This window comes from Rhizobium sp. B21/90 (genome assembly GCF_019355815.1).
Lineage (GTDB): Bacteria > Pseudomonadota > Alphaproteobacteria > Rhizobiales > Rhizobiaceae > Rhizobium > Rhizobium rhododendri.
This window is the reverse complement of sequence record NZ_CP072164.1, coordinates 211,314-232,687: the sequence shown is the minus strand read 5'-3', so window position 1 is coordinate 232,687 and position 21,374 is coordinate 211,314. Positions and strand designations below refer to the sequence as shown.

At 55.1% G+C, this 21,374-nt stretch carries 15 protein-coding genes and 3 pseudogenes; 16 read left to right on the top strand and 2 right to left on the bottom strand.

Features of this window, described 5'->3' with window-relative positions; translation table 11 throughout:
* Positions 1 to 38: 38 nt before the first annotated feature.
* The 16 genes and pseudogenes from J5278_RS27050 to J5278_RS26980 all read left to right on the top strand — a co-directional run bounded on the left by J5278_RS27050 (position 39) and on the right by J5278_RS26980 (position 20,587).
* Positions 39 to 815: a DeoR/GlpR family DNA-binding transcription regulator gene (locus tag J5278_RS27050; RefSeq protein WP_111218300.1), complete on the top strand. Its 777-nt coding sequence runs from the start codon at positions 39 to 41 to the stop codon at positions 813 to 815.
* A 58-nt stretch (positions 816 to 873) separates the two neighbouring features.
* Entirely contained in the window at positions 874 to 2,439 is a 1,566-nt protein-coding gene (locus J5278_RS27045) for an ABC transporter substrate-binding protein (RefSeq protein WP_111218221.1), read from the top strand.
* A gap of 13 nt (positions 2,440 to 2,452) precedes the next feature.
* On the top strand, positions 2,453 to 3,436 hold the full coding sequence (locus J5278_RS27040) for an ABC transporter ATP-binding protein (RefSeq protein ID WP_247749453.1): 984 nt from the start codon (positions 2,453 to 2,455) through the stop codon (positions 3,434 to 3,436).
* Positions 3,433 to 4,452, top strand: a complete 1,020-nt coding sequence (locus J5278_RS27035; RefSeq protein ID WP_111218220.1) for an ABC transporter ATP-binding protein — start codon at positions 3,433 to 3,435, stop codon at positions 4,450 to 4,452. The genes J5278_RS27040 and J5278_RS27035 overlap by 4 nt, the downstream gene beginning before the upstream one ends.
* Positions 4,449 to 5,378 carry an ABC transporter permease gene (locus J5278_RS27030; RefSeq protein ID WP_111218219.1) on the top strand — a complete coding sequence of 310 codons (930 nt, stop codon included), beginning with the start codon at positions 4,449 to 4,451 and terminating at the stop codon, positions 5,376 to 5,378. Before J5278_RS27035 ends, J5278_RS27030 begins: the two co-directional genes overlap by 4 nt.
* Entirely contained in the window at positions 5,368 to 6,228 is an 861-nt protein-coding gene (locus tag J5278_RS27025; RefSeq protein ID WP_080868301.1) for an ABC transporter permease, read from the top strand. The genes J5278_RS27030 and J5278_RS27025 overlap by 11 nt, the downstream gene beginning before the upstream one ends.
* Positions 6,229 to 6,243: 15 nt before the next feature.
* On the top strand, positions 6,244 to 7,044 hold the full coding sequence (locus J5278_RS27020) for a glycerophosphodiester phosphodiesterase family protein (protein ID WP_111218218.1): 801 nt from the start codon (positions 6,244 to 6,246) through the stop codon (positions 7,042 to 7,044).
* A complete protein-coding gene (locus J5278_RS27015; protein WP_161959307.1) occupies positions 7,037 to 7,855 on the top strand; it encodes an inositol monophosphatase family protein in 819 nt (272 codons plus the stop codon). Before J5278_RS27020 ends, J5278_RS27015 begins: the two co-directional genes overlap by 8 nt.
* Positions 7,856 to 8,005: 150 nt before the next feature.
* Entirely contained in the window at positions 8,006 to 9,007 is a 1,002-nt protein-coding gene (locus J5278_RS27010; protein ID WP_240538915.1) for a relaxase/mobilization nuclease domain-containing protein, read from the top strand.
* 341 nt (positions 9,008 to 9,348) lie between these two features.
* The gene (locus J5278_RS27005; protein WP_247749454.1) at positions 9,349 to 11,700 is read left to right on the top strand and encodes a virA/G regulated protein; all 2,352 of its coding nucleotides are present in this window, start codon (positions 9,349 to 9,351) and stop codon (positions 11,698 to 11,700) included.
* A gap of 60 nt (positions 11,701 to 11,760) precedes the next feature.
* Positions 11,761 to 13,761 carry a type IV secretion system ATPase VirD4 gene (virD4, locus tag J5278_RS27000; RefSeq protein ID WP_209186617.1) on the top strand — a complete coding sequence of 667 codons (2,001 nt, stop codon included), beginning with the start codon at positions 11,761 to 11,763 and terminating at the stop codon, positions 13,759 to 13,761.
* A 102-nt stretch (positions 13,762 to 13,863) separates the two neighbouring features.
* Positions 13,864 to 14,310: pseudogene (locus tag J5278_RS31820) on the top strand (hypothetical protein); the annotation flags it as partial.
* Between the two features lie 375 nt (positions 14,311 to 14,685).
* Entirely contained in the window at positions 14,686 to 16,377 is a 1,692-nt protein-coding gene (locus J5278_RS26995; protein WP_374108333.1) for a hypothetical protein, read from the top strand.
* 420 nt (positions 16,378 to 16,797) lie between these two features.
* Positions 16,798 to 16,989, top strand: a complete 192-nt coding sequence (locus tag J5278_RS26990; protein ID WP_111219097.1) for a type IV secretion system protein VirE1 — start codon at positions 16,798 to 16,800, stop codon at positions 16,987 to 16,989.
* 13 nt (positions 16,990 to 17,002) lie between these two features.
* Positions 17,003 to 18,610 carry a VirE2 family protein gene (locus J5278_RS26985; RefSeq protein WP_240538951.1) on the top strand — a complete coding sequence of 536 codons (1,608 nt, stop codon included), beginning with the start codon at positions 17,003 to 17,005 and terminating at the stop codon, positions 18,608 to 18,610.
* A gap of 12 nt (positions 18,611 to 18,622) precedes the next feature.
* Positions 18,623 to 20,587, top strand: coding sequence for a virA/G regulated protein (locus J5278_RS26980; protein ID WP_209186618.1), 1,965 nt, complete (start codon positions 18,623 to 18,625; stop codon positions 20,585 to 20,587).
* On the opposite strand, the pseudogene J5278_RS26975 reads toward J5278_RS26980, so the two are convergent.
* Together J5278_RS26975 and J5278_RS26970 are read right to left on the bottom strand one after the other, a co-directional pair.
* A pseudogene (locus tag J5278_RS26975) lies at positions 20,587 to 20,763 on the bottom strand (tyrosine-type recombinase/integrase); the annotation flags it as partial. The gene J5278_RS26980 and the pseudogene J5278_RS26975 sit on opposite strands and share 1 nt — an antisense overlap.
* 266 nt (positions 20,764 to 21,029) lie before the next feature.
* A pseudogene (locus J5278_RS26970) lies at positions 21,030 to 21,293 on the bottom strand (ATP-binding protein); the annotation flags it as partial.
* Positions 21,294 to 21,374 lie beyond the last annotated feature (81 nt).

Genomic DNA, 21,374 nt, shown 5'->3' with positions numbered 1-21,374 from the left:
GTGATCGATATAGATCATTTTTCTACCAAAGGGAAGCGCTGGTGTTCAACTCGACTCAGGACCGTCAGGCAAAAATCGTCGAGCTGTTGCGTAGCGAGCAGTTTCTGCCTATCGGCAAGCTCACAGAGCACTTTCAGATTTCTGTGGCGACTGCCCGGCGAGATCTCAGCGAACTCCACGAGGCTGGACTTTTGCGCAGGACCCACGGCGGTGCTGTCAGTGTAACTCAGGTCGCTCAGGACAAGCCCAACGCCGCTCGTGCGGTCTGGAATCAGACTGAGAAAGCGGCCATTGCGGCCGTCGTCGCCGGAATGATTGTCGATGGCGACACGGTTCTCCTTGATGCCGGTACAACGGCACTGGAGGTCGCGAGGACGCTTGCCGGGCGCCGGGACCTCACCTTCATTTCGAACGGTCTCGACATCGTTGAGGAACTGACCCGGGGTGAAGGGCAGAGCATCTATTCGGTCGGAGGAGAATATACCGACACGAACCGCTCTTTTCGGGGCCCTCTGGCCGAACAGTTCATTCGGCAGTTCAATGTTGACAAACTTATTCTCAATGCCGCGTCAATCGATATTGACCGCGGATTGATCTGCACCTCGTCGCCAGTGAATGCGAGTGTCGCCCGCGCCATGATCGAGGTTTCGAGCCGCGTGATCGTTGTTGCGGACCACTCGAAGTTCACCAAATCGAGCCTCTCGGTAACTGCCAGGATCGAGGACATCGGTGTCATTGTCACCGACGCCGGAACCCGAAGCATTATCGAGACAGTACCCGAAAAGCTGCGGAAGAAGTTCGTTATCGCGAACTAGGTTCGAAGCTCGCACGAAAATATCAGCCACATTCACACCGATCTGGGAGGACAACTAAATGCTTAAGACCAATCGCAGGCATTTTATGATGGGCACCGCTGCAATAGCGATCGCTTCAACTGCAGGCGCCAGGTTCGCCTTCGCGCAGGAACGCCGGGAACTTCGGCTTGGAGTAAACGGATTGCCGAACTCGCTGGAGCCGGTGAATGCGATCAGCAATGTCGGCCCCCGCATTGTCAATCAGATCTTCGACACGCTGATTGCGCGTGATTTCTTTGCCAAGGGAGCGCCCGGCAATGCTATCGAACTGGTGCCGGCGCTCGCGGAGAGCTGGGAACGGATTGATGACAAGTCGGTGCGCTTCAAACTGCGCCAGAAGGTCAAGTTCCACGACGGCGCGGAACTGACTGCGGAAGATGTCGCATACACATTCTCCTCGGAACGGTTATGGGGGCCGGAAGCGATCAAGACAATCCCGCTCGGCAAGTCCTACTCGCTCGCCTTCGACGAACCCGTCGTCGAGGACAAGTACACGGTCGTGCTACGAACTAAGACCCCCAGCTATCTCACAGAAACTTATGCGGCATCCTGGATGAGCCGCATCGTTCCGAAGGAATATTATAAGAAACTTGGAGCGGTCGCCTTCGGCAACAAACCGCTCGGAACGGGTCCGTATAAGTTTGTTGAGTTCGTCGCCGGCGACCGTGTCGTGCTCGAAGCGAACGATGACTACTGGGGTGCAAAGCCGACAGCCTCGAAGATTACCTATCAGATCGTCCCGGAGCCCGCTACCCGCGTCGCAGGACTGATCAGCGGCGAATATGATATCATTACCACGCTCACGCCGGACGATATCCAGCTCGTAAACAGCTACCCAGACCTGGAAACACGTGGAACTCTGATCGAGAACTTCCACATGTTCACTTTCAACATGAACCAGGACGTTTTCAAAGATAAGAAGCTGCGTCGCGCTCTAGCACTGGCGGTCGACAGGCCGGTGATGGTCGAAGCCCTTTGGAAGAAGCTGGCCGATATTCCCGCCGGCTTTAACTTCCCGAACTATGGCGAAACCTTCGATCCAAATCGGCGCGCCATGGAATACAACGTCGAGGAAGCCAAGCGCCTGGTGAAGGAAAGCGGTTACGACGGTACGCCAATCACCTACCACACGATGGGCAACTATTACGCCAACGCCATGCCCGCGTTGATGATGATGATCGAAATGTGGAAGCAGATCGGCGTCAATGTGGTCATGAAAACCTACGCCCCAGGCAGCTTTCCTCCCGACAACCAGACCTGGATCAGAAATTGGTCAAACGGGCAGTGGATGACGGATGCATACGCCACAATCGTTCCCGAGTTCGGACCCAACGGTCAGGTTCAAAAACGTTGGGGTTGGAAGGCACCGGCCGAGTTCAATGAGCTATGCGAAAAGGTGACTATCCTGCCAAACGGTAAGGAACGCTTCGACGCCTACAATCGTATGCGGGACATCTTCGAAGAAGAGGCGCCAGCCGTCATTCTCTACCAGCCCTACGACGTCTACGCCGCGCGCAAGGATGTCCACTGGAAGCCCGTCAGCTTCGAAATGATGGAGTTCCGCAACAATCTCAGCTTCGGTTGAACGCGCTAGCGGGTTGGCGCGCGTTGCAGACGCGCGCCGCCTTCGGGAGGAGTCTGAGTTGTCAAATCTACTAACAGTTCGCGATCTGGTCGTTCAGGTACCGGCGCGAGACATCACCATCATAAACCGTGTCAGTTTCTCGCTGGATGCGGGTCAGACGCTCGGACTCGTCGGCGAATCCGGCTGCGGGAAGAGCATGACCTGCTATGCCATAGCAAAGGCGTTACCGCGGGGGATTGTTCAAACGAGTGGTTCCATCAATTTGGACGTCGATCAGCGAGCTGATGGCAAGCCGACTATCGCGATGATCTACCAAGATCCGACGAGTAGCCTCAATCCAGTGCATTCGATTGGCTACTATCTGGAATCCAGCCTCTATCGTCATCAAGGACTGAAGGGTAACGATGCGCGGCTGGAAGCCATGCGCCTTCTGGAGCGTGTCGGCATTGACCGCGCCAAGAGCCGCCTTCTGTCCTACCCGCACGAGTTCTCAGGCGGCATGAACCAGCGCGTAATGATCGCGCACGCACTCGCTGCCAAGCCAAAACTCATGATCGCCGATGAACCCACAACGGCACTCGACGTGACGACGCAGGCCCAGATACTCCATCTTCTGGAAGAGCTCAGATCAGAGACGGGCATGGCGCTTCTGATCGTGTCACACGATCTGGGCGTGATTGCTCGCCTGGCCGATCGTGCAGCGGTCATGTATTGCGGCAAGATCGTCGAGACAGCCCCGGTCGTTGAGTTGCTGGAGCGTGCCGCGCATCCTTATGCTCGCGCCTTGATCGGCTGCATGCCGACAATCGACCCGGACGATCTCGAACCGCCAATACCGATTCCAGGGTCCGTACCCCTTCTCGATAACCTTCCTGCCGGATGCTACTACCATCCGCGGTGTCCTCGCGCGAACGAGCAATGCATCGCCAGCTTTCCCGGTTCTATCAATGTCGGCCCGCTCCACGATGCCGCCTGTTATCACCCGGTGAGCCCATGAGTACGCCCCTTCTTCAAGCCCGAAACGTCACCAAGGTATTCCGATTGAAATCCGGACTGTTCACGAAGCGGTCCGTGCACGTGGCGGTGAACTCCATCAATCTTGAACTCGCTCGACGCGAACGGATAGGTGTGGTGGGAGAATCCGGCAGCGGGAAATCGACACTCGGTCGACTTCTCCTTGGACTGGATTCCGCAACCGAGGGCGAAGTCTTGTTCGACGGGATTGCGCACAAGGATCGCACATCGCGAGAATGGTCGGCGTTTCGTAAGGAAACATCCCTGGTACAGCAAAACCCGCTTTCCGCCCTTAATCCGCAAATGACAATCGGCGAGCAGGTGGCCGAAGCCGTATGGGTGCACCGCGTCGCAGACCGCACAGGAGCGCGGGATCGGGCTGCGGCCATGCTCGACCGTGTCGGTCTCTCAAGTGCAATGATGAACCGCTATCCGCACCAGATGTCGGGTGGCCAACGGCAGCGCGTCGTTATCGCACGCGCACTTATCCTCGATCCAAAGCTGGTCGTGTTCGATGAGGCGGTATCGGCTCTCGACGTCTCGGTACAGGCTCAGGTCGTTGCGCTCCTGCGGTCTCTCTGGACGGAGCTGGATCTCGCTTATGTCTTCATCACGCACGATCTGCGCATCGTTCGTCATCTCGTCGATCGCATCGCCGTCATGTATCTCGGCCGTGTCGTGGAAACCGGTGATATAAAATCTGTCTATGAGTGGCCGCGACATCCCTATACGCGAGCGCTGCTTGCCTCTGTCCCGACGATGGACCCGACTGTCCGAAATATCGAACCGCCCATCAAGGGGGAACTTGACGTCGGGAAGGTTATGAATGGCTGTGCCTTTCGGTCTCGCTGCCCGTTCGCGATCGATAGATGCGTGACCGAAACCCCAGCGCTGCGGCCAATCGCGGGACAAATGGCAGCGTGTCACAGGGGGGAGGAATTCCCCCGATCGATAGCTTCACCGGTCGGTCTGGCGCAGCACGCGGAGGTGGCGCAATGATGAACTTCATACTTGGGCGCCTGGTCCGGGCAATGGCTGTGCTCATCCTGACCGTGACGTTCGTCTTTATTATTCTCAGGTTGGGCGGCGATCCAGCCCGTTCGATGTTGGGCGAGAACGCGACACCAGAAGCGTTAACGGCATTCCGGACGGCATGGGGCCTGGACAGGTCGATCCCCGAGCAGTTCCTGATCTATGTCGCCCACGCGCTCAGGGGTGATTTTGGGGTGTCGGCGGCAGATGGTCGCGAAGTATTCGCCGTCATTGCGGAGCGCATCCCGAAAACGCTGACGCTGACGATATCAGCATTCATATTGAGTCTGCTTGTCGGTATTCCGGCAGGAATCGTCGCGGCGGTGCGTCGTGATAGTGCAGCCGACAAGTCTGTTATGGCAGGGGCCGTCCTCGGATACAGTGTGCCCAACTTCCTCCTCGGACTCACGCTCATTTTTGTGTTCGCTGTCTGGCTACGTGTGCTGCCGAGCTCCGGCAGTTCCACCTGGCAACACGCAATCCTGCCCGTGGCAACATTTGGCCTCGTGAATGCCGCCGCGATCGCACGCTTCGCGCGCTCCGCGCTCATCGAAGTTTTGGAACAGCCGTATATCGCCGCGGCTCGTGCGGATGGCATCCCAAAGTGGGAGGTGGTTATTCGCCACGCACTACCCAACGCCGCAATCCCGATGGTGACCATGTTGGGTTTTGTGGCGGCCGGTTTGCTGGGCGGGTCGGCGATTGTGGAGACCGTGTTTGCCTGGCCAGGACTGGGCAGCGGGTTTGTGCGGGCCATAACCTTAAGCGACCTCAATGTGGTTCAGGCGATGATCCTTCTCTTCACGGCCTTCATGGTCACGGTCAATCTGATCGTTGATGTTCTCTACGCCGTGCTGAACCCTAAAATCAGGCTTCAAAAAAATGACCACTAACACGCTCGCTTCGCCGAAAAGGCAATTTCTGAAATCTGCCAGCCGGATTCCGGTCAGTATCTGGCTGTGCCTGATCTGGATAGCTGTCGTCGTCTTTGTGGGTGTGACGGCACAGTGGATCAGCCCCTTTGATTATCTTCAGCAGTCACCTCTTGCCCGCTTTGCGCCGCCCGGTGCGCCGGGACATCTGCTGGGGACCGATTATCTTGGTCGCGATGTCCTCAGCAATATCTTGGTTGCAACCCAGACGTCTTTGATGATTGCACTTCTCGGCTCTTTGATCTGCGCGTTTATCGGTACAAGCCTCGGATTCCTGGCTGCCCACTTCGGCGGCTGGGTCGACAACGCGATCATGGGATTTGCGGATGCGAAAGCGTCGGTTCCCTTCATCATTTTCGCCCTCGGCGTGCTGGCCTTTCTCGGGTCCAGTCCGCTCATACTTCTGATGCTCGTGGGCGTCGCGTCATTTGAGCGCTATGCACGCCTCACGCGTGGCCTTGTTCTGAGCGCCAACCAGGAAGGATATGCTGAAGCTGCCCGGATTGTCGGCGTTCCATCCCTGCGAATTTATCTGCGTCATGTTCTCCCAAACATTGCGGGACCACTTATCGTTCAGATCACTTTGAACTTCCCCGAAATCATCCTCTTGGAAAGCGGGCTGAGCTTTCTAGGGCTTGGAATTCAACCTCCAGAGACAAGCCTCGGGCTTATGGTTGCTGACGGGAGAAACTACATCGCAATTGCATGGTGGCTCATCGCCTTACCCGGCGTCGTTATTGTGCTCACCACTTTGTCCATAAGTCTGCTCGGCGACTATTTGCGCGATCGTTTCGACGCGCGGCTGCGTTAAATGAAAGGAACTAAAATGAATCCGCTCAGAATGACACCTGAGACTATACGTCTTGGCGGTCACAGAGGCCATAGTGCCGGTGCTCCCGAAAACACCCTCGCAGCGTTCAGGAAGGCATTCGAATTCGGTGGCCAACACGTCACTTGTGAAACCGATCTCGGAATTACCCGCGACGGCGAACTTGTCCTGATTCACGACAAGACGGTTGACCGCACCACCAACGGCCACGGTCTGGTGCAGAACATGACGTATTCCGAACTGTCCAAGCTCGATGCCGGCAGTTGGTTTGGCGATCAATTCAGCGGAGAACGTGTGCCGTTGCTGAAGGAGGCGCTGCAGCTCGCCCGTGAACTCGGTATCATCTACCAGCTGGAGCTCAAGATCTACGACGCGAACGATGTGTTCTTCCCGAAGCTGAGGGCACTGATCGACGAGCTGGGCTGTGCAGGCCTTCTGCAGTTTTCCTCGTTCGACTATGTTCAACTGAAGGCTGTTAAGCAGGCAATCCCAGAAGTGCCGACCGTCGGTCTCATGCATTCGCGTCTGATCGACCCTGCCGCTCTTGCGCGCCAAGCCAATCTCGACGCGATGAACATCGAAATCTACCACTTCGCCAGTGGAGAGGCTCGCCAGCTTCACGAAGAGGGCTTCGCCGCATTCTGCTACCTACCAGCGGGCTACCACGAAAAACTCCTGAAATATGGCGTCGATATTGAAGCTCATGTCGTTCAATGGGTTCGTGAAGGTCAGTTGGATCAGCTCTTGGGCGACGACGTCGCGCAAGTGGCAAAGATCAGGGACAGAGCCCATGGTTGAAATGGCTCCTACGACTGTTTCCGCGCGTCCGTTTGAGGCGATTGTTGAAGACATAGCTAGGGAAGCTGGCAAACTGGCCTTGAGCCATTTTGCATCCCTGGCAGACCTTCCCGTCGAAAAGAAGGGCCATCTGGACCTCGTGACCCAGGCGGACAAGCAGGTTGAGGAATTCCTGATTGCCAGACTGCAAGAAGCCTTCCCGGATGACGGGATTTTTGGTGAGGAAGGCGGCGAAATCACAGGAACGTCGGGCCGTATCTGGGTTATTGATCCAATCGACGGAACGTTTAACTTCGTGCGTGGGGGACAAAACTGGGCGGTTTCGATCGGTCTCTACGAGAATCGGCGGCCCGCATTCGGTGTCATTTTCGCTCCAGTCCGGGATCTGATGCTCGTTGGGGGTAAATCGGTCGAACCGCTCCTTAACGGTAAACCGATCAAGCCGCTGCCGGCCCTCGACATGTCACGAGCATCAACCGGCTTTAGCTTCCATCCCTCGATACCAACTGCCGACCGGCTGGAAGTGATCCGCTTTATTTCGGACGAGCTGCAGATCAGCTTCCGGTTCTGCGGATCCGCCACCCTCTCGCTCATAGAGGTCATGATGGGGGAGACTGATGGCTATGTTTCAGTGGGAGATTCAACCTGGGACGTCATGGCAGCTCTGCCTATCCTGGCAGGTCTTGGTGCTTCTCACACAATTGACTGGGATCGGATTGAACTGTCTCAAAAGCTCCGCTTCGTATGTGGCAGCAAAGAATTCCTGACCAGAGCCAGACCATTGCTGCAGAACCTTTCAGCCGCCGCTTAACCGCATAGTTGGCTGAAAGACCAATGCACAAATCTGAGCGCTTTTCAGCCAGCACACCAAACCCAAAGGCGTCGCGCACTTTCGCGGCGCCGCATACAACCCGTACCGATGGCGTGGTTCTCTCGCGCTGTGTGTTTTTGGAACACCAATATGAAAGCCTTTGATTTACCGCCCGGCCCAATCCTTTACGTAACGGGTTTCTATGACACCCGTGTGAAAGCCAAGGGGTCTGATGTCGAGTATCGCGATCATCCGCATCTGCATGTCGTGGTCAACCGACGGGAGCTTTTTGGGCGGGAATGGCTGAAAATATCTCGACGCCACCCCCACCTCAATTACGACGCCTTGCGTGTCAGGATGGCAGAGATCTCGCTTCGCCATGGCATTGTTCTTGACGCAACCTCGCGAGCAGAACGTGGCATTACCGAGCGGCCAATCACGTACGCACAATATCGACGCATCGAGCGCGAACAGGCCGATCAAGTTCGTTTCGAGGATTTTGATGTCGAATCGTGGTCGCCGGGAGGAACTCACCGGGAGCCACATCAATCTATCGTATCTTCGCGCAGCGAGCCATTCCCAGATGTGTCAGAAGGCTCGACACGAGATGAACGTCTACCGCCCCCGTATCGAGCGCATTCCCGGATACCCATGGGTTCGAACAGTAACGCCGGTGCGCGGGTTCGTGTACCGTCTGGAAATGATTGCCGTTCTCACCCCCACAGCCATGAAGCCTTTGGAGGCAAGGGCAAGAATCCTGAAGGGCCCTCCGGTATTCAACGTTTGGCAATTGAACCCGTCGTGCGCACGACAAGCCAAGGTGTCGACCGGCAACCGCTTCATTCAAAACGGCCTCGCGGTGACGAGGAAGAGCAGAGCGGCGTAAAACGCAATAGGTTGAACAGTTTTCGGGCGGGGAGGGCAAACACCGGCGTATCATATGGCCGGGACGATCCGGTTACGCGACCGATAGAGCCTGCTGAACCAACTCCTTCGGGGAAACCGGGACAGACCAACATCGCAGCAGACCCCTTGCCGCCTGCAGCGGATCGCCCGCGGCAAGGAGAACCAGATTCGAAGCGTCCACGTGATGATGATGCCGAACCAAGCGTTCGCAAGCGCGCAAGAGATGGACGCAGCCAGGATGGATAAGGGAAATCGAAGGTTGAAAGGATTAAATTATGGCAGACGAAGAGTTCGCTCTAGATTTGAGCCGTTCTGCTCCGGTGACTTCGAACAACGAAGGAGCTAGAACTGTACCAATCCCGCTCACGCCACGATCGACTACTGTCCGACAGGACGGCAGGGATCCCATCATAACAACCGGTTTCTCACGATCACCAATTCCTGGTGGCTCACACGACCTTCCAGGTACTTCAAGCGCCAAGCAGTGGCCTGCATTTCATGCCCAGAATACCGCTGCCGGAATCCCCCCGAGATCATCCGAGGTGCCGGCGGACGAATCTGCAGATATACCGAGGAGCAGATGGTCCTTGCGTGCGGCCATGCAATATATGCGTGAGATTGAACAGGAATACGCCGCCAAGGGCGGCCCTGAAGCAACTGCGTTGCCACGTTTTCGCAACAAGCGGCTGCACCAAGACGAGCAACATAGTCCCGCAAGTGAACCTGTTGCGAAACGGTACGACCGCTCAAAAAAAGAGAGCGGAACTAGCGTGGCATCTTTGACTGTAAAGGACGGCTCGCCCGCAGCGACCGGGTCGCAAGGGCCGCGCTCGTCTATAAGGGGACTGGATGATCTCGACGAAACTGGAGGAAGCGATCCGGAAAGTCCGCATGAAATTTCGACGCTTCCTCTTGACACAACCACTTTGGTTTTAAGTCCGGACGTCGTCATTCCCGGAGAGGGTCAGCCTGAAGAAACATTCGACACTGCGCCATACGCGATCGAAGACGACAGGGATAATGAGGAGGTGGCTAACAGCGTTCCGTCGACACCGCTAGGCCCCTCATGGCCAGGGCTTGAAGACTTTCATGAGCTCGCTGATGGCGCTTCGCCTTTTGTACATAGTACCCAGAGTTATTCTGCTAGTACAGCCGCTGCGGATTCAAGCACTGACGCAGGGTCCCCCAGCATTGCGAGCACCCAAATCCTTGACGACGTTAACACTGACGATTCCGACGAGCGGAACGAGCTCGATAGCCAAACAGTTTCAGCATCGATCCATGAAAGTTCAGTTCAAGCTGTGGGGCCACGGCAAGAGCGCCTCGATGACTTCCCCGATTTGACCGACGAGGAACTGGCGAGAATCGACGCACTATCTGAAACTCGCACCATTTCGAAGCGGAATTCTGCATACGATATTCATGCGGTCATGCCGGATAATGTTCTCTCTCGAGTGGATTTTGCTGGGGGTGCCGAAGAGCTGCGTGCAAGCCCTGCGGTCCATCGGGAGGGTTCTCGGCTCAAGTTGAACCCACCAGAAGGAAAGTTCGATGACTTCCCCGATTTGACCGATGAGGACCTGGCGAGAATCGACGCGCTATCTGAAACTTACACCACTTCGAAACAGGATGTTGCACCCAATATTCATCCGGTCATGCCGAATAATGTTCTCTCGCGAGTGGATTTTGCTGGGGGTGCCGACGGGCTGCGTGCAAGCCCTGCGGTCCATCGGGAGGGGTCTGGGCTCGAATTTAGCCCACCAGAAGGAAAGTTCGATGACTTCCCCGATTTGACCGACGAGGAACTGGCTAGAATCGACGCACTATCTGAAACGCATACCAAGAGACCTTTCTCCGCGCGGGATGTTGCAGGCGATTTCCATGGGGGCAGCTTGAATGAGGCTTTCGAGAAAGTGGGTTCGCCCACTATTGCCCCGGAAACGAGCATCGAACGCGCGCCTGGATCATCACAAGCGATCCGCAAGGACCTTCCTGGCTTGAGTGCCGTAGACCCCTCGCATATCAGCGAAGCATCGCGTGTTAACATAGCTTTTGAAAAGGGGAAACAAAAGGTCGCGTTAGAAGATGAGGTTCGGCCAGACCTCAGCACGTCCCAAGCTTACCAGCGGCACCCGTCAACCCATACGATTTTTAATGCTGAACATATTGGTGATAACCTGCTGATCGGGAACGAGCCCGTTCCCCCGTGGCCCCATCCGTGGGAGCATGTCGTGCTCTTTGAGACATGCCGACAAATATTTGAAAGAAAAGGGAAGTGGCCCATTGCGGAGGACTTGGACAACAGTGTGATCCTGGTCAAAAAAGTGGATGGCGCACAAAGATCTTATATGCCCCGAAATCAGCTTCTTTTGCATCTCGGTCCCCAAAAGTATCTCGAACGAATGAAGGCGCTCGGTCTTTCCGAGAACACTTTCAACAGGCTGAAGACCGATAGGCAATATCACTATAATACACCTGCTGGACCACGGGTCAGCGATCATGACTATGAGTTCCCGCTACAGGCAGGTGTGCACAATCCGGAGGTGATGGTTCAGCATCGTGGTGGAACCTTCTTTGCGTTTTGGCCAAAGCTCCTCAGGCTGGAAAGACTTGCCACTGTGACGAACACGTATGGCGCGGAGAATGTTTGGCTCAAATCACCAGACAACGCTTACATGACGCCGGCGACGTATAATTCCAGAGTGGCGGATGGCGCCGAAGACCTTTTTGCCAAGTTCATACATCCCGCTCATGTCTTGGACCACGCCGATAACCCTGAAACTTCCAGCGTAAAAACTGTCCGCGACATCATGCCCGGCGCAAATCGCGCGCAACCTACAGATCGCACCGGGACGCAATCCGTGAGTCGCAGCGGACACGGCCGCGACGCGCCGCTTGATACGAGGGAACCCCGTATGCGTGAAGACTATGGGCGGTAGTTTCAGCTATCCGCACAACAAGTTGCCTTTTCCGATAGGGGATCGAAGCGTGGTCACGTGATGAATTCAGGCAAGTACACGCCAATACGCCTAGCTATAAGCATAGTATGTTCACTGGTCGCTGGGTTTTGCGCGGCGAGTCTCTATGCAACATTCCGCCATGGCTTTACTGGCGAAGCGATGATGACGTTCAGCGTTTTCGCGTTCTTGTACGAGGCACCACCTTATTTGGGATACGCAAGCCCCATCTTCTATCACGGATTGGCGATTATCTTTGCCACATGCGCGTTCCTACTGCTGTGCCAACTATTCCTATCGATGCGCGATCGCGAGCATCACGGAACTGCTCGCTGGGCCGGGGTTGGCGAAATGCGATACGCCGGCTACCTCCAGCGATACAGTCGCATCAAGGGCCCCATCTTCGGAAAGATATGTGGGCCGCGCTGGTTCGGAAGCTATCTAACCAATGGAGACCAACCTCACAGCCTTATTGTCGCGCCAACCCGCGCCGGTAAGGGCGTTGGCGTCGTTATTCCGACATTGCTAACCTTTCAGGGCTCGGTGATTGCTTTGGATGTGAAGGGTGAGCTTTTTGAACTCACGTCGAGAGCGCGCAAATCAAGCGGCGACGCGGTTTTCAAGTTCTCACCGTTAGATCCAGAGCGGCGAACGCACTGCTACAATCCCGTACTGGATATTGCCGCGTTGCCACCCGAGCGGCGCTTTACCGAAACGCGCCGCCTCGCTGCCAATCTTATCACAGCCAAGGGCAAGGGAGCAGAAGGTTTCATCGACGGCGCACGGGATCTTTTCGTTGCAGGCATCCTGAGCTGCATTGAGCGCGGCACACCCACAATCGGTTCCGTTTACGACCTATTTGCTCAGCCGGGCGAGAAATACAAGCTTTTTGCTAAACTCGCGGAGGAAACCCAAAACAAAGAGGCTCAGCGCATATTCGACAACATGGCAGGAAATGACACCAAAATTCTGACATCCTATACATCGGTGCTCGGCGACGGCGGGCTCAATCTTTGGGCCGATCCGCTGGTCAAAGCAGCGACAAGTCAATCCGATTTTTCCGTTTACGACCTACGTCGGAAGAGGACCTGCATTTATCTTTGTGTCAGCCCAAATGATCTTGAGGTCGTAGCGCCGTTGATGCGCCTCCTCTTTCAGCAGGTTGTGTCAATCCTTCAGCGAACGCTGCCTGTTAAGGATGAACGGCATGAGGTCCTGTTTCTCCTCGACGAGTTCAAGCATTTGGGCAAGCTGGAAGCGGTGGAAACGGCAATCACCACGATTGCCGGTTATAAGGGCCGCTTCATGTTTATTATACAGAGTCTGTCGGCCTTGACCGGAACTTATGATGAGACCGGCAAGCAAAATTTTCTCAGCAATACGGGCGTGCAGGTATTCATGGCTACGGCTGACGACGAGACACCAACCTACATTTCTAAAGCTATCGGCGAATACACGTTCCAGGCTCGTTCAACGTCATACAGCCAAGCTCGCATGTTTGATCATAACATCCAGATCTCTGATCAAGGTGCTCCTCTTTTGCGGCCCGAACAAGTCCGCCTGCTCGACGACAACTACGAAATAGTCCTTATCAAGGGCCAGCCTCCTCTCAAACTCCGGAAGGTGCGATATTATTCCGATTTCATGTTGAAGCGGATTTTCGAAAGCCAGGCGGGTTCCCTTCCCGAGCCCGCATCTTTGATGCTTCCGGAAGACACGAATCTCTTTGGCGACAATCTCAGTCAACGAGCAACTGGCACAACTATGTTAGAGGCGGTGCAGATCGAACCGACAGACTATGTAGAAGCCGATACTTCCCTGAGTAAAACCATGGTTGATGGAGAGGATAGTGTCGCAATTGGGATGGAGGTTTACCCTGGGTCAAACGAAGTTGGTGACATTGGCGAGTGCAGCGGTTCCGCCGCCGCCGAACCTGTGTCCGAGATGCCTCCGGAAATAGCTCCAGCACTATTGGCGCAACGCGAGCTCCTCGAGCAGATCATTTCGCTCCAGCGACGCGGTGAAATTGCGCCTGACACTTGAAATGCGTTGTGACGACATTTCCGATCGAGCCTTGTGAGCGCCGTTAGATGCCAGTTCGTGAATTCATGACCAACGAAGTTTGCAGATTGATGAGACATCGCCATGAACCCGCCGGGAAATTCAAAAATTGGGCTCACCGCGTCGGCTAGATCCTCGCTCGACGTTCACGCCGGAGTTACCCCTGTCCTTCGTCCCACGGATTCCGGGAACCGTTGTGCTGGCTCCTCATCTGACGGCCAAACGGATCACGGGGAAGAATCATCTGCATCTTTCTTTTACGATGGAATGAGACTGGGCGTTGCCGAGCGGTCAGCCTACGAGACCTGGGATGGAGCTGACCGACCCACGTGGAGAGACCTCGTACTGAGTGCCCGCCTTAATGATATCGACAGTTCCGCTTGGAATTTCGATGGCGGACAAACGACGTCGTCGGTTTTTGTCTATGAGGGTGTTACTCTGGGAGAAGGAGAACGACGTGCCTACGAGGAATGGACGGAGCCCGGGCAGCCGGGGTGGCAAGAGCTCGTTGTGAACGCCCGGACTGCAGAACTACACCCGTCGGCTGCAGTTTCGCATGAGCGCGATCCCCCTGAAAGAAGCACGGAGTTGCGGTCCGATGCACCCAAGCGCAAGCGGAAAGGCTCAATAGACCAAGACGAGAGTGTCCCTTCATCATTTTACTATGATGGGAAGAGGCTCAGCTCACCCGAGCGCGAAGTATATGACAACTGGAGCAAACCGGAACCACCTTCATGGAGAGACCTGATAATAAACGCGCGTCTTGATGCTATTGACAGGTCCGCCTGGCTCCGTGAATCGGGAGGGGCTTCCGTCTTTGAGTACGAAGGGATCCCGCTGGGTGAGGGGGAACGCCTGGCATATGAAAGTTGGCTGGAGCCCGCGCAGCCCGGATGGGAAGATCTCGTGGTGAACACACGCACTGCTGAATTAAACCAGTCTGCTCGGGCCTCGTGTGAGAACGAAAGTCTTGAAGAAGGGAAGGGATTTTCATCTCACGAATTGGAGGGCACGTTGGGCTCCCCAATTGACGGTGCGCAGGACGCTCGTGCATCCTTTGTGTACGACGGAGTGTCTCTCGGAGCGCCCGAGCGTGACGTGTACGAGAACTGGAACAAGCCCGAACGACCCTCATGGGAAGATCTAATCCTGGATGCCCGCCTCGCTGCGGTACAGGATTCCTCGATCTCAAGTTTGGCGCCTGGAGAAGCATCCAACTCAGCTTTTTTTTATGACGGGATTGCGCTGGGAAACGCGGAACTCCAGGCATACGCAAGGTGGAGGCAGCCTGCTCAACCGCGGTGGCAGAATTTGGTGGTGAACGCGCGTTTGTTGGAACTCGACCCTTCGGCTTGGATTCACGATGAACATGACCCATTTGAGGAGGTCGAGGAGTTCAACCCGCCATCGCGATCGACTACCCCAAGTGAGGCCAAGCGCACGTTCGGTAAACTTGATCTCAATCGACCGGCCCTGAGATGTGAAAAAACATCAGAAGAAGTGAGTCAGACAGGGCCTCTAACGCGCGTGCAATCGGAGATGCGGAGCGCAGTTCAAATTAAACCTTCTGGACTGAACGCGTATCGAGCGAATACAGTTGCCAGTGGCCATGCTTTCAATGGCGGAGGCAAGGTAAAGAGGCTCGGCTTCAAAAGCCACTCCGCTGGAAACGAGGCTCTTCAAGGGATGAATTCCGGTACGAAAGGACTGGCGTCCGACGAAGGCGGACAAGTTGTTCCACCAGACCGGTCCAGTGGCCCGAGAGGCGATAATATCGGCACATACGGAAGTCGTAGGAACGAACGGGTGCGGCTCGCTACCGAGACTGGACAATTCGAGTCGGAGCACATTTTCGGCTTTAAGGTGGTCCACGAAGTTTTACGCAGAACGAAAGAAGGTCGTCGTCTCGAAAGGCCAATGCCTGCCTATCTTGAATGTAAAGAGCTTCATCGGCAGCACGTCGGAACTGGGAGGGGGCGAAGCGGGCTAGTTGGGCGTGGATGGACAGATGACTCCAGTTATCGCTCAGATCAACGAGCAACCTTGTCAGACCCCGTCGCGTCCGCTGAAGGTGCAACGGCTTCAAACGGATACCAGTTGAACCAACTGGGTTACGCACACCAACTCGCCAAGGATGGCTTACAAAACGTATCGTTCGACAGCGTCACTATGCCAATTCGTGTTGCAACGACCAGCTACAATTATACGGTAAGCCGTGACCCCGTGCTGTCACCGACCAGCAAAGAGCAAGAGCCGCCAGTGCTTCATCTTGGGCCTCGTGGGCAGACAGAAGCTGTACTCGCGCGCGAGACTGCACTGACCGGACAATGGCCAACGCGCGATCGTGAACGTGAAGTCTATAGAGAGTTTCTGGCCCTGTACGATTTCAAGACGAAACTCGAGACCAACTCGCTCAGTGTACGGCAAAAGAGAAAGGCACTCGTCTCCGCGTTGGACCGAACCGCCAGTTTGATAGGGGCGGCGCCTGTGAAAGCTCTTTCGCAAAACGCGGAACGCCAAAATACCGCTGAGTTGCCAGACGAACGGCGGGAGTATGATCCGCGCGAGCGAGGCCGACGAAGCCTCTTTCAGCGCTGACGGTGGTACAAGAATGACCGGCCGATATCTGCAGTCACCGCTTGCCGATCCTCGCCAGAAAATAGCGTCGAAGATATCTGTGCTTGGCCGTTTGCCCTTTTCGCATGAGAACCACCAGATCGCGCAAAGCTAAACGAGGGTTACAGATGAAACGATAAACCCGTTCAACAATTTGGTCCCGGATGGTAGTTTCGACATGTTGTCGATTTCCATCCGGACTCTGAATTATGCTGCAAGAAAGACCGCTGACACAGGAATCCGGAGAGATCAACAGGCTGTCACGACTGGCCATCGGACGACTCGCACCCCGTGTCGCTGAGTCAAACGACACCGCCACGTAGAGCAACCGTTCACGAATGACCGTGATTGACTGGGGCAGCAATCAACAGGAGCCGGGCTCTGCCCTGCAGGAGAACAAAAATGGCGATAGTCAAACTCAACCCCAGCAAAAGCAGCAATTCCTCCTCGCCCGAGACACATAGAGAAATTCACCAACAGAAAAAGACCGATAATCACGAACCAAGCGGTTTTACACAGTTGGACCTCGATATGATCGCGCTGGAGAATTTTGTTCATCAGTGCCCCCTTCCTAACGAAGACCTGGCTGACTGAAAGGAGTTCGATAATGAATCCGAACAGCAAAGGCAGTGATGAAAACAGCGTCGTGATGGGCGTGCACAGGGAAAATGCCAATGACGGTTCCATCAAACGGCAGAAGATGGTCAATTCCGAGACGACCATCGATTTCGAGATGGTGAGTAGCCAAGAAACCCACGAGTCCCGTCTGCATGAGACGACCTTCCACGTTACGCAAGCTGACACACACAATGATTTATCCAACTTGTTTGCGAACATGGCATTGCCGGGACATGATCGGCGGCCTGATGAGTATATCCTTGTCCGACAAACCGGAGGTGACGCGGTTGCCGGTGTCACTAAAGGTAATCTCGAACATCTACCGACCAAGGCGGAGTTTAATGCGAGCTGCCGTCTCTACAGGGACGGAGCAGGCAACTACTATCCGCCGCCGCTCGCATTTGAAAGGATTGCCGCTCCGCAGGAACTGGATGCAAAATCGAGTTTTCAGCACAAGCTGGAAGTTTGGAATCGCGCTCACGCCGAGATGGGTATCACGGGTACCAATATTTTTTATCAGACAGATAAAAATATAAAGCTTGATCAAAACTACCGATTGAAGCCAGAAGATCGGTATATACAAACAAAGAAATATGGTCGCAGAGAAGTTCAAAAGCGCTATGAACACGAATTCCAGGCAGGATCACTGCTCCCTGACATTCTGATCAAGACTCCGCAAAACGATGTCCATTTCATGCACAGGTTTGCGGGGGACAACTTTGCGAATAAACCATTCGATGAATTCCAACGCACCATGAAAGCTAAATTTGGCAACGACACCGAGATTAAGCTGAAATCGAAGTCGGGTATCATGCATGATTCAAAATACTTGGAATCATGGGAAAAAGGCAGCGCGGATGTACGCTTTGCCGAGTTTGCAGGAGAGAATCGAGCCCACAACAAACAATTGCCGCTCGCGACGGTCAATATGGGAAGGCAGCCAGACGGGAGCGGCGGGATGACGCGCGATCGCTTGGTTAGCATTGGTTTCCTGATGCAGAACGCACCCAATTCGCCTTGGGCGCTAGCGTTGAAAAAGGGAGAATTATGGGATCGCGTTCAAGTCCTTGCTCGCGACGGAAACCGTTATATGACACCTCCCAGACTGGAATATTCCGATCCCGAACACTTCACTCAGTTGATGAGCCAAGTCGGATTGCCGGTTTCGATGGGCCGGCAAAGCCACGCGAATACCGTCAAGTTTGAACAGTTTGCCGAGCAGGCAGCGGTAATTGCTGCCAATGGTGCAGATCTGCGCGACATTCGAGACCTCGCGTCGGACAAAGTGCAGCAGTTGACGGAGAAAGATGTGCTTATTGCGGATCGCAATGAAAAAAGCCAGCGGACCGGCACCTATACGAGCGCTGCGGAATATAAGCGCCTTATGATGAAGCTGCCAGAGGACGCTGTCCCGCTGCTTGGCGGTCCCGCCGATAAGTATTCACGTGATTTTGTCCGCCCAGAGCCCACGTCCCGACCGATCATTGATAGCCGTCGGAGTTACGAAGTCGGCCGCGGGGCCAAACTGAAAACAGCCTGTGACTTTGCTACTGCCGCGCCGGCAATGAGACTTGTCACGTCACAAGCATCTGATTGAAAGAGCTTAGTCATGGTCAGCATCACAAAGAAAACGGTCGCAAAATCCCTTACGATCGATATGCGCCGCGCTACTCAGCGCCTGGTTGAGCAAATGCGCAACGCGGTGCTTACTGAAGAGAAGGCAATGAAGCGGCGTGGGCGGTTCGAAGCTCCGCAGAAGAAGCAAAAATACGCTGCGGATATTCGGCTCGTCGACAAATTAGGCGCCGGCTTTCGGGGTGAAATCAGCTATAAACTTCTCGGGAATAAAAGGCTGCGAGTTGACAACGCAAGCGAATTAACGCGCGAGCACGGCCTACTAAGAAAAAACATGAAAGTTTTGAAGCGTAACCTGGAGACAGGAGAGTTCTATTTGAGTCTTCACGAAAGGAAGACGTGGGCAAGTGTTACCAGGCATCAATACGGTGAGGACGGCACTCTTCGTACCAAGCATGTAAAACATAGAGACGGGCGTTTTGAGGAAAAATGGGAGCGGGACGAAAACGACACCCTGATCCGTACACGGTATGTCAACCGAGGCAGGCTCAACCGGCAGCTGTTTCAGGCCACTTCCGAAGAGATGACTGCGCCTTATCGCGGTGGACCAGAGAATAGACTTTATCGCAAACTAACCCGACAAGTAGGTTCCAAACGGGAAACATTTGAGCGGGACGACAAGGGAAATCTTGAACTTATCGGCCGCGAACGTCTCGGTTTTTCCAAAAATTCAACGAAAGCGGAAGATCGCAATACCTCGCATACGAGGATTCGAAAACTTGGTGGCGCTTTCAACAAATCCTATCGGTCTCTCCTGGACAAGGAAGGCAATGAACTGGGCCGGGATATCTTGAGCCATCGGCGGCTTTTCAACAAGAGATCGGCGATCTACGATGATGTCACACGGGAACTGAAAGGCACTAAACATACCTTCGGCAAGATTTATAAGAGTGAAGCCGCATACCTGAGCGATCACGTGATAAAAGTTTCGAAAAAGATACTTGGCGTGACAGTTCAAAGGAGGCTGCGGGGGCTAAGTGAACAAGAAAGCGGCGCTCAGACACTGCGCGCTTTGGAATCCGTCCACCATAAGCAGGCCTGGCAGGAGCGTGAGGCAGTTCCCAGATCTTCGCAAAAGGGAGCTGCAGTGCCGCAGCTGGTTCTGGCCGGCCTTGCTCAAAACGAGTTAGGCAGTCGGGCGAAAGCAGAAGTGGCGGGTGGGAAAGGTGGGCCAGTTGATGCGGTTGAACAGGCACCACCGTCTACACGGCGATTGGACCGACGCTCCAATTCTCAACCATCCTCGTCGCTGGACCTGCACTTCCCGGCCCCAAATCATCAACCGAGAGTGGCAAACTTGGACGGTGGCCCAGCGGCGCACATTCTCCCGCACCATGATCAAACCGGAGTGCAGGCGGGAAAAAGCCTGAGCAAGCCTGTGGAATATCTGTTCTCACCAACTCATTCGGAATCAAACGTTCCGGCTCCTCCTCTGTTGGCCGGTGTGCGGGAGCCGGCAAACAAGGTTGGTTCTCAAGGCCAGTCGGTATCTTCAGCGCCGAACAGTCGTGCGTCAGATTCAGGACAGCAGGATCTGTTGAATTTCCTGCATAGTGTGCCAGTCCCGACTCTGCCAGCACGTAACGGACGCGGGCTTGGGAACGACAACGCTGATACGTCCGTGCCAGAAAGCTCTGTGGCGGAGAGCATGGTCTACGGGTATTCGGAGGGGCATTTGGCACGGGATCGCTCGACTAACGGCTCCATCGATCCGCAATCATTGTTCGGCGAACCGAATTTGTCGCGCCTTCCAGGATTAGGACCAGCATCTTCCTCGCGAGTCGACCACCTGTCAGGTTCGGAACAGGAAGCGTTGCTGAATGAGTTGCTTAGTATGCCGCTGCCTGTTTCTCCGCATACGGTCGAACCACCGGAGTCCAACACTCCCGAAAATTCGCGGAGCCGAGAACGCTCGGCGTCACGAAGTTTTTCACTCTAATCGCGCAGGATCTCCAGGAGCTTGGGCGACAGCATCACATAGCGGTCCTTTTGGCCTTTGCCCTGTTCGCTCCGGCCGACCATTCTCTGGCTGTCGATGTCAGTCGTCTTCAGGTGCACTGCTTCCGAAATGCGTAGACCGGCGGCATAGCAGGTAGTCACCCATGCGATGCGTTTGCCCGTTGCAGCATGGACAAGCCTTCTGATCCTCAGGAAGGTCATATTCGACCCGCTCGCGTTGAAGATCTTCCGGCGGAGGTCTGCGGCCCCGCTTCTTTCCCGCGGTCCTGTCGACTGCGTATTCCGATGATGCCGGCCACCTATTCTGACGCGAAGCCGGCCACCCATTCCGAATTCATTCCGGCCACGATTCCGGCGCGAAGCCGGTCATCTCAAGCTGAGCTCTGGGTCTTGGCAGTGAATGGATCCTGATTGTCGCGCCGTCATGCCTGGGTTGTTTCAGCGGCGGTGACGGAACGTTGCTTTCGCATGCTCTCGCCGGACAACTCGATGCGGTATGCATTGTGCACGAGACGGTCCAGGACGGCATCGGCGATGGTTGGATTGCCGATCATGTCGTACCAGTGTTCGACGGGCACCTGGCTGGTGACGATAGTGGATCGCTTCTCATATCTGTCCTCGACGATCTCCAAGAGGTCGCGTCTTTGCTCGTCATTGAGCTTCTCCGGCCCCCAATCATCAAGTAATGTGTAGCACAACATTACTCGACTAACGTGCACTGCGCAGAGATGTGGAGTTGATACCGCATGAGCCCGCAACTGCGCACC